General features: G+C 66.3%; 9 protein-coding genes and 1 tRNA gene. 2 read left to right on the top strand and 8 right to left on the bottom strand.

What is annotated here, in order from left to right; all coding sequences use genetic code 11:
- Positions 1 to 37: 37 nt before the first annotated feature.
- Together SAHL_RS01185 and SAHL_RS01180 are read right to left on the bottom strand one after the other, a co-directional pair.
- Positions 38 to 1,633, bottom strand: a complete 1,596-nt coding sequence (locus tag SAHL_RS01185; protein WP_123589571.1) for an ESPR-type extended signal peptide-containing protein — start codon at positions 1,631 to 1,633, stop codon at positions 38 to 40.
- 770 nt (positions 1,634 to 2,403) lie between these two features.
- A tRNA-Gly gene (locus tag SAHL_RS01180) sits at positions 2,404 to 2,479 on the bottom strand.
- A 135-nt stretch (positions 2,480 to 2,614) separates the two neighbouring features.
- Here SAHL_RS01180 and SAHL_RS01175 point away from each other — a divergent pair.
- Together SAHL_RS01175 and SAHL_RS01170 are read left to right on the top strand one after the other, a co-directional pair.
- Positions 2,615 to 3,526, top strand: a complete 912-nt coding sequence (locus tag SAHL_RS01175; protein WP_123589570.1) for a TIGR01777 family oxidoreductase — start codon at positions 2,615 to 2,617, stop codon at positions 3,524 to 3,526.
- The gene (locus SAHL_RS01170) at positions 3,526 to 4,950 is read left to right on the top strand and encodes an FAD-binding oxidoreductase (RefSeq protein WP_123589569.1); all 1,425 of its coding nucleotides are present in this window, start codon (positions 3,526 to 3,528) and stop codon (positions 4,948 to 4,950) included. Before SAHL_RS01175 ends, SAHL_RS01170 begins: the two co-directional genes overlap by 1 nt.
- 596 nt (positions 4,951 to 5,546) lie before the next feature.
- Here the strand turns inward: SAHL_RS01170 and nuoN are convergent.
- Genes nuoN through nuoI form a run of 6 tightly spaced genes read right to left on the bottom strand, consistent with a single transcriptional unit; the run spans position 5,547 to position 11,846 of the window.
- Positions 5,547 to 6,998 (bottom strand): NADH-quinone oxidoreductase subunit NuoN, encoded by a 1,452-nt coding sequence (nuoN, locus tag SAHL_RS01165; RefSeq protein ID WP_123589568.1) that lies wholly within the window; start codon positions 6,996 to 6,998, stop codon positions 5,547 to 5,549.
- Between the two features lie 11 nt (positions 6,999 to 7,009).
- Positions 7,010 to 8,542, bottom strand: coding sequence for an NADH-quinone oxidoreductase subunit M (gene nuoM / locus SAHL_RS01160; protein WP_123589567.1), 1,533 nt, complete (start codon positions 8,540 to 8,542; stop codon positions 7,010 to 7,012).
- 43 nt (positions 8,543 to 8,585) lie between these two features.
- Complete coding sequence (nuoL, locus tag SAHL_RS01155; protein ID WP_123589566.1) at positions 8,586 to 10,427, bottom strand: NADH-quinone oxidoreductase subunit L; 1,842 nt, start codon at positions 10,425 to 10,427, stop codon at positions 8,586 to 8,588.
- Positions 10,424 to 10,732, bottom strand: a complete 309-nt coding sequence (gene nuoK / locus SAHL_RS01150) for an NADH-quinone oxidoreductase subunit NuoK (RefSeq protein ID WP_123589565.1) — start codon at positions 10,730 to 10,732, stop codon at positions 10,424 to 10,426. The genes nuoL and nuoK overlap by 4 nt, the downstream gene beginning before the upstream one ends.
- A 10-nt stretch (positions 10,733 to 10,742) precedes the next feature.
- Positions 10,743 to 11,288 carry an NADH-quinone oxidoreductase subunit J gene (gene nuoJ, locus SAHL_RS01145; RefSeq protein ID WP_123589564.1) on the bottom strand — a complete coding sequence of 182 codons (546 nt, stop codon included), beginning with the start codon at positions 11,286 to 11,288 and terminating at the stop codon, positions 10,743 to 10,745.
- Positions 11,289 to 11,297: 9 nt separating this feature from the next.
- Complete coding sequence (gene nuoI / locus SAHL_RS01140) at positions 11,298 to 11,846, bottom strand: NADH-quinone oxidoreductase subunit NuoI (protein WP_123589563.1); 549 nt, start codon at positions 11,844 to 11,846, stop codon at positions 11,298 to 11,300.
- Between the last annotated feature and the right edge of the window lie 36 nt (positions 11,847 to 11,882).

Here is an 11,882-nt window from a genome sequence, read left to right as displayed (position 1 = left end):
TGGTCTTACTAATTTCAGCAGGTGGGTGCCGCCTCCTTCAATCGCTCATACACCAGAAATGAGCGTAGCTCTCGGCCACATCGACATCGTTGTCGTTACCGATGATACGGCTGCCGACGGCCGTGTCGGCCAGCGTGTTGCGGTTGCCGAACACGCCGGCTTCGTCGGCATCGATCGTGTTGTCGTTACCCATGGCATAGGAGCCGTCGCCGGTGACGGTAGATGGGTCGCCAATGGCGCCGGCGCCATCGCCGGAGACCGTGTTGCCCGTGCCGATGCTCAGCGACTGATCACCGCTGGCAGTCGCGCCGGTGCCCATGGCGAGTGCGTCTACGCCGCTGGCATTGGCTTCGCGGCCCAGCGAGGTGGCGCGTTCGCCGGCGGTCAGGGCTTGGGAACCTATGGCGATACCGTCTACAGACTGGACATAAGTCCCTGAGCCGTCGACCGCTGTATTCGAGCTTTCGTTGGTTGCACCGCCAATAGCGATGCCGCGCGTGGCGCCGTCTCGTACTTGGCTTCCCAAACCGACAGCCGTTGACGCATCGGCATCAGTGAGTGCCCGCCTGCCAAGCGCGGTACTGTTCTGGCTAAGCGCGTCAGCGTCCACGCCTACTGCCGTGGAGGCTTGGCCATCGGCCACCGTGTTTTGCCCAATGCTGACTCCGTAACTCCCATCCGCGCTGGCACTGCGACCCATGACGATCGTGTCAATCCCCGTCGCCGAGGCGTTGTTACCAAGTGCGAACGCGTCCGAGTCGTCGGCGTTAGCGTCTGTGCCGAAGGCTATGGAGTTGGCGCCCGTGGCTACCGTTCTAGTGCCAAAAGCTAACGAATCAGTTCCAATAGCTTGGGTGTTCTCGTTCGTATAATTCCGGTTCGACTCAGATGAACCAATGGCCACCGCTCTCGCGCCTGACGCGAGCGAGGACTGGCCTATAGCGAATGAGCCCTCGCCGGTGGCAGCAGACACATTGCCTAACGCAATGGCGTTGCGTCCCTCCGAAATCGCCTCGCGACCGATCGCCATCGCAGCGAAACCGGTTGCCGCCGATCGGTTCCCGACCACAACGTTGTTGTTATTACCGGCGTAAGAGTAGGCACCAATAACTGTCGAAGCACCGTAATTAGTCTGGGGGGCGTCCGCTATCGAGCTCGAGCCGATGACAACAGATCCGGAAGAGTTAGCCTCAGCGTTGGTGCCGATGGCAATCGCGCCAGGCACAGTCAAACCACCCGAGTAATCAATCGGGAAACCGGGGTCTGGGAGAAAAGGGTTCATCCAATACAGGGTGGTGAGTCCCGAGTCGCTGGCATTGGTGTTATCGCCAACAGTCAGCCCGTCGCCGGATCCCGATAGATTGGCATCTTTAGCAGCGAAGCTTGCAGGAGGCGCGGCTAGAGCTAACAGGATCAGCGTCGACGTTAAAGCAGAGTAATGGAAGCACCTTCCGGACAAGATAGAGCTGCCCCGCGCCGTCAAGCGCGTGGTATTCGCTCGACTATCAGACCGTTGCGTCTCGCGTTTTTTACCGTGGCCGGTTGCGCCCTTTAGCCGACTGCGCGCTAGTTCGGACGCGACGACGATTTTGCCCAGGCTGTGGCTCCAGACGAGGTTGTAGATACGGTTCATGGTGGTCCCCTAAACGGTTCGCTTGTGCGAATAGTGCTGTTTTTTTTGTGCCGGCTATGGAAAGTGCGGGTGGCGTGAAACGGATACGGGTGTAGGTGAGTGGACGCTAGTCGGCGGCCCTTCGTGATGCGATCGGCTGATTCGGCCCGGCGTTGAACAGCGGGCCGGTATCAATCACGGCCGCTGGAAACGGGCGAGGGTGTCTATTAGCCCGTGTCTGGCTCCCCCGTGCCGGCGCGGCCATCGAATAACCTATGGAACGGCGTGGCGCGAAAAGCAGCAGTGCGCCGTGCTTTACCCGGGTGCTGCATGCGCGCGCTGGCCGGTATCGCGTCGTTCGACATCGGTGCGGGACGCGTGAAGTTCGATAGTACGGCCGGTCTCGCGTCACGTTGTCGTGGCGCGCACGGATGCGCGCGATTGCGTACAGACATGATCCCTGAACCCCCGATATTTTTCTTCTTTATGTATGGGATAACAAACCCAAGGAGAGCAGCGCAAGGGGTGCAAGAATATCCGACGGTTTGAAAGCTCCCTGATCTGTGCATCTATACTTAAAAAAACTTTAATATCAATATAATGAATCCCTGCCGTGAGCTTTTCGCAATTTTTTTATGTGAAAATAAAATCGACGGTATCAAGGCGCAGAACGCCAGCGCTGCGTTGCATGCGACGTCGAACGGCTCGATATCGGAAAGGTCTGGGCCGATTGATAACGGCCGCCGGAGTCACGCGCAAGGCGTGAGTCGTCGGATGACGAAGAAGGGGGATGGAGCGGCGGACGAGATTCGAACTCGCGACCTCGACCGTGGGAGGGTCGCGCTCTACCAACTGAGCTACCGCCGCACAGGCGCATTGATAACCCGATACGGCGATGCTTTGCAAGTACGGCGTTGGCATGGCGCAACGCGGCGGCCCCGGCGCGCGTATATTGCTGGAACCCTGTTCCGCCGCCGCGCTCCGCGTTGCTAGAGTACGACCATGAAGACAGCACTCATCACCGGGGGTACCGGCTTCATCGGCCGGCATCTGTGCGCCGATCTGCGGTCGGACGGCTGGGCGGTCACGGTGGCCACCCGCGATGCCGAGGCGGCCGAGCGCGTGCTGCCGGCCGGCGTGCAGCCGGTGGAATCGCTGACCGCGGCCGATCCGGCCGATGCGGTGATCAATCTGGCCGGCGAGAATCTGGCCGGCGGTCGCTGGACCGAGGATCGCAAGCGGGAGATGCGCGAGAGCCGCCTGCGGATCACGCGCGAGCTCACCGACGTCATCACGCAGTGGGAGACGCCGCCCTCGGTGCTGGTCAGCGGTTCCGCCGTGGGCTACTACGGCGCCCGCGGCGATGACGTGCTCGACGAGGAGGAACCGCCCGGGGACGAGTTCCAGTCGGAACTCTGCCTGGCCTGGGAGCAGGCCGCGCGCCGCGTCGAGGGTGCCGGCATCCGCCTGTGCCGCATCCGTACCGGCATCGTGCTCGGCGCCAACGAAGGGGCGCTGGCGCAGATGCTGCCGCCGTTCCGGTTCGGGCTCGGCGGCCATTTCGGCAGCGGTCGGCAGTTCATGCCCTGGATCCACATCCGGGACGAGATCCGCGCGATCCGTTTCCTCATGGCCGAGCCGGGCTGCAGCGGGGCCTACAATCTGACCGCGCCGGAGCCGGTCAGCAATCGCCAGTTCAGCGCCACGCTGGCCCGGGTGCTGCACCGGCCCAAGATCGCCTGGGTGCCCGGCCCCGTGCTGCGGCTGATGCTCGGCGAGATGGCGCATCTGCTGCTCACCGGCCAGCGGGCGGTGCCTGCAGCGCTCGAGGCGGCCGGTTTCGCTTTCGAATATCGTCACCTGCAGCCGGCGCTGGCCGATCTGCTGACGGACGATCCGGCGCGCGCGGCCTGATGGCGGCACGGATTCTGGAGGCGCTCGCCGGCGTGGTCGGCGCCGACGAGGTGCTGACCGGCGACGCGGCGCAACCCTATCTGCAGGAATGGCGGGGCGCCTTCCAGCCGCGGGCGCTGGCGGTCGTGCGGCCCGCGGACACGGCCATGGTGGCGGCGGTGGTCCGGGCCTGCATCGACGCCGACTGCGCGATCGTGGCGCAGTCGGGCAATACCGGCCTGGTCGGCGGCTGCGCCGCGGACGATGCCCGTCGGCACGTGATTCTGTCGCTGGAGCGGCTGTCGGCGGTGCGTGGCATCGATGTCGACAACGCGACCCTGACGGTCGAGGCCGGCTGCACCCTGGCCGACGCGCAGCGCGCGGCCGCCGATGCGGGCCTGTATTTCCCGCTGACCCTGGCCTCGCGCGAACGCTGTCGCATCGGCGGCAACCTGGCCACCAACGCCGGGGGGCTGAATGTGGTCCACTACGGCAACACGCGGGATCTCGTGCTGGGGCTGGAAGTGGTCACGGCCGACGGGCGTGTCTGGGACAATCTCACCGGGCTGCGCAAGGACAACAGCGGCTTCGATCTCAACGATCTTTTCGTGGGCAGCGAGGGCGCGCTGGGCATCATCACCGCGGCGGTGTTCAAGCTCCACTCGCCGATTGTTCAGCAGTCTGTCGCCCTGTTCGGGCTCGATACGCCCGCGCAGGCGGTCGGCGTGCAGCGGCGGCTGACCGCGGCCTCCGGCCACAATCTCACCGGCTGCGAACTGATGTCGCGCCAGGCGGTGGCGCTGGCCTGCGAGCATATCGAAGGCTGCGCCGAGCCGTTCGAAGCGGCCAGCGACTGGTATCTGCTGGTCGAACTGGCCAGCTCGGCCTCCGGCGACTGGCTCGCCGCCGCCCTTGACGGCGCGATCGCGGATCTGCGCGCTGAGGGGTTGATCCGCTCGGTGCGTGTGGCCGCCGACACCGCCGGCGCCCGCGATCTCTGGCATCTGCGCGAATCACTGCCGCCGGCCCAGGTCGCCGAAGGCGCGTCGATCAAGCACGACATATCGCTGCCGGTGTCGCGCCTGCCGGCGTTTCTGGATCGCGCCCTGCCGGTCGTGCGCGAGGCCCTGCCCGGCGTCCGGCCCTGTCCCTTCGGCCACGTCGGCGACGGCAACCTGCACTTCAACCTGTCGAAGCCGGCCGGGAGCGACGATGCGGCCTTTCTGTCCGAGACGGCCCGGGCGAACGCCGTGGTCCACGACATCGTCGCCGAGATGGGCGGGTCCTTCGCCGCCGAGCACGGGATCGGCCGTCTGAAGGTCGCCGCGCTCGCCCGCTACAAGCAGCCGGTCGAACGCGACATGCTGATCGCGATCAAACGCGCGCTGGACCCGGACAACCGCTTGAATCCGGGCGCGGTCGTGGATCTGGACGCTCCGAGCTAGGGTCTGTTAACTCGCCATGGCAGGTCGCGGCACGGCGTTTGTCCCGAAGGGTGGAGCCTCAAATCGCGCGCTGCGGGGTTGCCAGTCTTGATCGTGGCGCGCCACGTTCCGACTCGCGTCTTGCTGCCCACGGTGTGCGGTCTCCAACGCGGGGTGTTAAACGGCCCTGGATTGCCGGCCCGGCGGCTATGACAACGATTGACCCGCCAGCGGCGCTTTTCGTGCACGCGCATGTCGCGTCGGCGCGCACTTGGTGGCGGCCGCATCGGCCCTGGAATGCGGGCGCGATATGAGTCCCCGTGGGTGCGCCCGCTGCCGGGCGCCGTCGCGGCGTCGATGCATGCGCGCGATCAGCGGCGAACCGAACCCGCTCGGGGCATGCCCCGGCATGGATTGCGGGAAATGGCCGGAAGCTCCTCGCCCCGCGGCTTCGTGAAAGGCTCCCCGCGTCGACCGCTCGCTCCGGGACAGGGCGGGCCGGCGCGGCGCGGGCCACCGCGCGCCGGCTTCGCCGCCCGTGACGATCACTACGAGCAGCCCGACGCCGACAGTCCGGCATCGGCCCCTCGCCGCGAATTGCGACGGTCGCGCGTGGTCTAGCCGCCGTTCATGACCGCGGCGTCGACGAGCGCGATCAGCGGCTGCGGATAGATACCGAACAGAATCACCGCGGCCGAGAGCAGGAGCACCATGATGCCGCCCGACTGCTGACCCCAGCCGGATACCGCGTCGCGGCGGCTCTGGCCCGGCTCGACCAGATACAGGATGATCATCACGCGCAGGTAGTAGTACAGCCCGATTCCGCTGCCGATGACGATGCCGCCGACCAGCCACCACAGCCCGCTCTGGACGCCGACCGCCAGGGCGTAGAACTTGCCGATGAAGCCGGCGGTCATCGGGATGCCGGCCAGCGACAGCATCATCACGGTCAGCACCGCGGCCAGATAGGGCCGGCGCCAGAACAGGCCGCGGTAGTGGTGCAGGGCGCCCGCGTCGGTGCCGGAGTAGGGGCTGGACACCAGCGTCACCACGCCGAAGGCGCCCAGCGTCGTGGCGACATAGGTTGCCAGATAGACGCCGACGGTCTCGATGCCGAGCTCGCCACCGGCCACCACCGCGGTCAGCAGATAGCCCAGATGCGCGATCGACGAATAGCCGAGCAGACGCTTGATGTTGTTCTGGCGCAGCGCCAGCAGATTGCCGATCAGCATCGAGGCCAGGGCGATGACCCCGATCAGCGTCAGCAGCCAGCCGTCGTCGGCCGGCGGCGCGAGGCTGAAAAAGCGTGCGAGCAGCGCGAACACGGCGACCTTGCTGACCGTGGCCAGAAAGGCCGAGACCGGGCCGGGTGCGCCTTCGTAGACGTCCGGCGTCCACAGGTGGAAGGGCACGAGCGAGAGCTTGAACGCCAGCGCGACCACCATCATGCCGACGCCCGCGAGCATCCAGGTCGAGCCGACCCCGTCGGTCGCGGCCTCGGCGAGCTCGGCGAACACCAGCGTGCCCGAGGCGGCGTAGAGCAGCGCCATGCCGAACAGGAGAAAGGCGGACGCGGCGCCGGAAAGCACCATGTACTTGAGGCCGGCCTCGAGCGAAATCCGGTCGCGATAGGTGTAGGCGACCATGCCGTAGAGGGGGACCGACAGCAGTTCGAGGCCGATGAACAGCGAGGCCATGTGGCGGGCCGCGATCAGCGCCAGCGCACCGCCGGCCGAGCACAGCAGCAGGACGTAGAACTCCTCGCGCCGGTCGGGGAGCGTCTCGAGATAGGCGTGCGCCAGGGTGGAGCAGGCCAGCGACGCCACCAGCACGATGGCGCCGAACAGGACCGAATAGTTGTCGATGATGAACAGCGGCGTCACCTCGAGCGGGGTGACCTGAAGTACGCCCAGCAGCGAGATGAGTGCGGCGTTGAGCCCCACGACCGTGATCGTCGCCGCAGTGAAGTGATGACGGCCGACCGCGATGGTGCCGATCACGGCCACGATCGTCGCGCAGATGATCAGCAGCGGCGCGAGCGCGATGGCGTTGGTGAGGAAGTCGTTCATGGCTTATTCGCTTACGGCGTCGAGGACGCGGAGACGGGTGCGGCGAACCAGTGGTTGACCTCGGTCATGGCGGTCTGCGAGACGTCGAGCACCGACTGCGGATAGAGCCCCACCAGCAGCGTCAGCACGAGCAGCAGCAGCATCATGCTGTATTCGCGGAAATCGAGCCCGCCGAGCGACGTCTCGGCCGTGGGCGTGCCCCAGTACACCCGATGCATCAGCACCAGCGAGTAGACCGCGGCCAGCACGAGGCCGAAGCTCGCGATCACGACCACCCAGGGGAAGGCCTGATAGGCGCCGAACAGGATCAGGAATTCGCCGATGAAGTTGCCGGTGCCCGGCATGCCCAGCGACGCCATCACGAACACGAGCGCGAAGCCGGGCAGTGCGCCCATGCGACCGAACAGGCCGCCCATCTCGCGCATGTTCCGGGTGTGGATGCGCTCGTAGATCTGGCCGGAAATGATGAACAGCCCCGCGGCGGAGAAGGCGTGCGCCACCATCTGGGCGATCACGCCCTGCAGCGCCAGCACGCTGCCCGAATAGATGCCGATGAGCACAAAGCCCATATGCGAGATGCTGGAGCAGGCGATCAGCCGCTTGACGTCCGTCTGGGCGTAGGCGAGCACCGCGCCGTAGTAGATACCGAACAGACCCAGCGCCATCGCCACCGGCGCGAACTGGGCCGAGGCTTCCGGAAACAGCGGAATGGCGAAGCGCAGCATGCCGTAGGCCGCGGTCTTGAGCAGGATCCCGGCCAGATCCACCGAACCCGCGGTCGGCGCCTGGGCGTGGGCGTCCGGTAGCCAGCCGTGCAGCGGCACCACCGGCAGCTTGACCGCGAAGGCGATGAAAAAGCCGAGCATCAGGACATAGGCCAGCGGACCGTCCAGAGGTGTCTCCCGCAGCACCATGTAGTCGAAGGTGAAGGTGCCGGTCTGGCCGTAGTGGGTGAACACTAGCCCCAGAATCGAGACCAGCATCAGCAGGCCGCTGGCCTGGGTGTAGATGAAGAACTTGACCGCCGCCGAGATGCGCGTATTGCCCTTCGAACCGCTGTGGCCCCACAGCGCGATCAGGAAATACATCGGGACCAGCATCATCTCCCAGAAGAAGAAGAACAGGAACAGATCCACGGCCAGGAACACGCCGATCACGCCGCCGATGATCCAGAGCAGGTTCAGATGGAAGAAGCCGATGCGGTTGGTGATCTCCTGCCAGGAACAGATCACCGCGAGCGCGCCCAGAAAGCCCGTCAGCGTGATCATGATCAGCGACAGGCCGTCGAGCGCCAGATGAAAGGAGATGCCGAAGCGATCGATCCAGGGCAGCTCGAACTCGCGGGTCCAGCTCGGCGAATCGCCGACGGCCCCGGGCAGCGAGTAGTCGCCGGTCAGCCACAGCCACAGCGAGAGCACGAGCACGATCCCCATGGTGGCGAGCGCGATCCAGCGCGGCACCTGGGACGGCGCGTGCCGGCTTTCCAGCTGCCAGCAGAGCAGGCCGCCGATGAAGGGTATGAACAACAGCCAGCAGAGGATCATCGGAGGTCCTTGAACGCGGTGATCGACATCATCATGCGCACCCCTAGCCGAACATCAGCGCCGCGAGCAGCGCGGTCGCGCCGGCCAGCACCGTGAGCGCATACCAGCGCAGGCGGCCGGTCTGAGTGGAGGACAGCGCGCCGTTGAGCGCGAGTGCCAGCGCGGGCACCGTATTGATGATCGAATTGATCCAGTCGCGCCGGTGGACGCGCGTGAGCATCAGATACGGGCGCACGAACGCGCGGTCGTACAGGCGATCGAAACCCCAGGCCTCGTGCCAGAGACGCCAGAGCGCCGCACCCCGCGGCGTCTCGCGGAGATGCCGCGCGGTCTCGCGGTTGCCGAGGAACAGCGCCGCGGCGGCGCCGAGGCCGACGATCGCGACGACGCTCGACAGGATCTCGACCGTCAGCTTGACCCAGCCGTGGCCGCTACCCTCGTGGCCCGGCAGCACATCCGCCAGCGGCGGGTGGATCCAGGCCCCGACGAAGGTGGAGAGCACGGCCAGCACGATCAGCGGCAGGTGATGGGCCACGCCGCGGCCGGCGTGGGCCTGCGTTCCGGCCTCGCCGTGGAAGGCGATGAAGATCATGCGGAAGGTGTAGAGCGCGGTCAGGAAGGCGCCCGCCAGCCCCGCGAACCAGAGCACGTAGTGGCCGTTGGCGAACGACAGCCAGAGGATCTCGTCCTTGGAATAGAAGCCGGCGGTGATCAGCGGCAGTGCGGCCAGCGCGGCGCCGCCGATCAGGAACACCGCGTAGTCCAGCTTGAGCGTCCTGCGCAGCCCGCCCATCTTGAAGATGTCCTGCTCGTGGTGGCAGGCGATGATCACCGAGCCTGCGGCCAGGAACAGCAGCGCCTTGAAGAAGGCGTGGATCATCAGATGGAAGATCGCCGCATCCCAGGCGCCGGCACCCAGCGCCAGGAACATGTAGCCGATCTGGCTCATGGTCGAATAGGCCAGCACCCGCTTGATGTCGGTCTGGCACAACGCGGCGAAGCCGGCCAGCAGCAGGGTCAGCGCGCCGATCACGCCCACCAGCATCAGCGCGATCGGGGCGAGTTCGAAGATCACGTGCATGCGCGCGATCAGATAGACGCCCGCGGTGACCATGGTGGCCGCGTGGATCAGTGCGGAGACCGGCGTCGGGCCCGCCATGGCATCGGGCAGCCACGTCTGCAGCGGCAGCTGGGCGGACTTGCCGACCGCGCCGCCGAGCAGCATGAGGGCGGCGAATGTGGCCATCGGGTCGCCCTCGGACCAGAGCTGCGGCGCGGCCTCCAGGATGCGCTGGATGTCGAGCGTGCCGAAGGCCGCGAACAGCGCGAACAGACCGATCGCCAGGAACACGTCGCCGATGCGGGTGATGATGAAGGCCTTGAACGCGGCCCAGGCATTGGCCTCGTCGCGATAGTAGTAGCCGATCAGCAGATAGCTGCACAGGCCCACGCCTTCCCAGCCCAGAAACAGCAGCAGCAGGTTCTCGCCGAGCACCAGCAGCAGCATGCTGACGACGAACAGGTTCATGTAGGCGAAGAACCGCGCCATGCCCGGGCCGCCCGCCAGGTCCTCGGTCATGTACCAGGCGGCGAACAGGTGGATGAGAAAGCCCACCCCGGTGATCACGCCGAGCATGGTCAGCGACAGGCCGTCGAGATACAGTGAGATGTCGGGCGTGAAGTCGCCCACCGCGATCCAGGTCCACAGGGTCACGGCCTCGCTGCCGCCGTCGAAACCCAGGATCAGCAGGCCGGTCATCAACGCCGCCAGGCCGATCGAGCCGGCGCCGATGGCGGTGGCCGCGCGATCGGGCATGCGCGGCCAGAACGACAGCAGCAGCGTGCCCGCGAGCGGAAAGGCGATGGTCAGGGCGAGCATGTTCATCCGTGCATCTCGCTGGCGGCGTCGATGTCGGTGGTCTTGAACCGTTTCTGCAGCTGCAGCAGCAGCCCCAGGCCGATGCTGGCCTCGGCCGCGGCGAGCGTGATCACGAGAATGAACATGATCTGGCCGTCCGGCTGGCCCCAGCGCGTGCCGGCGACGATGAAGGCCATGCCGGCGGCGTTGAGCATGATCTCGAGGCACATGAGGACGAACAGCGTATTGCGCCGCACGGCCAGGCCGACCAGGCCCAGCACGAACAGCAGCGCGGCCAGCGCCATGCCGTGCTCCAGCGGTACTCCGTTCATCGTCGTCTCCCTATGACTTGCGCGCGTTGCGGCCTTCACGGGCCGTCTTGACGTGATCCGGCGGGCGTTCCTCGCGGCCCAGATGCGCGGCCACGACGAGCGCGGCGAGCAGCACGAACGCCGCCAGTTCCACCACCAGCACGTACGGGCCGAACATCTGCATGCCGATCTCGCGCGCGTTCAGCGGCGTGCCGTCGATGTGGGCGCCGGACTCCACGCCGCCCAGCGCCACGGCCACCACGCCCAGCAGCACGAGGCCGAGCACGCCGGGTCCGGCCCAGAGTCTGGGCGCCAGCCAGCTGCGTTCGCGCTGGGTCGTCTCGGCGTTGAAGTTGAGCATCATCACCACGAACACGAACAGCACCATGATCGCGCCGGCGTAGACGATCACCTCCAGCGCGGCCGCGAACGGCGCGCCCAGCGCATAGAACACCACCGCCACCGCGAGCAGCGACGTGATCAGGTAGAGCAGCGCATGCACCGCGTTCGCGCAGGTGATCACACGCATGGTGGCGGCGACGGCGACGATGGCGGCGGTGTAGAAGGCAATTTCCATGGTCGTCGCCTACGGCAGAAGGGTCTTGACGTCGATCGGCTCGGCCTCGTTGACGGCCTCGCCCTTGTCCTTGCCGCCGACGGCCATGCCGGCGACGCGATAGAAGTTGTAGCCGGGCCGCTTGCCCACGCCCGAGATCAGCAGGTCGGATTTCTCGTAGACCATGTTCTGACGGTCGAACTCGCCCATCTCGAAGTCGGGAGTGAGCTGGATGGCGTAGGTCGGGCAGGCCTCCTCGCAGTACCCGCAGTAGATGCAGCGCGAGAAGTTGATGCGGAACGTCTCCGGATACCAGCGGCCCGTCTCGTCCTCGGTCTTGACCACGCTGATGCAGTCCACCGGGCAGGCAACGCTGCACAGGTTGCAGGCCACGCAGCGCTCGGCGCCGTCCGGGTCGCGCGTGAGCACGATGCGGCCGCGGTAGCGCGGCGGCAGATACGGCTGCTCCTCGGGATACAAGATGGTGTCCCGCTTGCGGAAGGTGTGCATGAACGTCATGCCGATGGTGCGCAGGACACTCGACGTGGCGTTCCATGCGGTCTGTGCGGCGTTCAGCATAGTCGGCTCGACGAACGGCGAAAACGAGGGTGACGG

This window comes from Salinisphaera orenii subsp. halophila YIM 95161 (genome assembly GCF_003732545.1).
Taxonomy (GTDB): Bacteria; Pseudomonadota; Gammaproteobacteria; order Nevskiales; family Salinisphaeraceae; genus Salinisphaera; species Salinisphaera orenii_A.
This window is presented reverse-complemented; position numbering and strand designations above follow the sequence as displayed.

Excerpts from the sequence above, each read along its gene's own strand:
- SAHL_RS01185 (WP_123589571.1), bottom strand. The coding sequence starts at position 1,633 with ATGAACCGTATCTACAACCTCGTCTGGAGCCACAGCCTGGGCAAAATC.
- SAHL_RS01175 (WP_123589570.1), top strand. The coding sequence starts at position 2,615 with ATGAAGACAGCACTCATCACCGGGGGTACCGGCTTCATCGGCCGGCAT.
- SAHL_RS01170 (WP_123589569.1), top strand. The coding sequence starts at position 3,526 with ATGGCGGCACGGATTCTGGAGGCGCTCGCCGGCGTGGTCGGCGCCGAC.
- nuoN (WP_123589568.1), bottom strand. The coding sequence starts at position 6,998 with ATGAACGACTTCCTCACCAACGCCATCGCGCTCGCGCCGCTGCTGATC.
- nuoM (WP_123589567.1), bottom strand. The coding sequence starts at position 8,542 with ATGATCCTCTGCTGGCTGTTGTTCATACCCTTCATCGGCGGCCTGCTC.
- nuoL (WP_123589566.1), bottom strand. The coding sequence starts at position 10,427 with ATGAACATGCTCGCCCTGACCATCGCCTTTCCGCTCGCGGGCACGCTG.
- nuoK (WP_123589565.1), bottom strand. The coding sequence starts at position 10,732 with ATGAACGGAGTACCGCTGGAGCACGGCATGGCGCTGGCCGCGCTGCTG.
- nuoJ (WP_123589564.1), bottom strand. The coding sequence starts at position 11,288 with ATGGAAATTGCCTTCTACACCGCCGCCATCGTCGCCGTCGCCGCCACC.
- nuoI (WP_123589563.1), bottom strand. The coding sequence starts at position 11,846 with ATGCTGAACGCCGCACAGACCGCATGGAACGCCACGTCGAGTGTCCTG.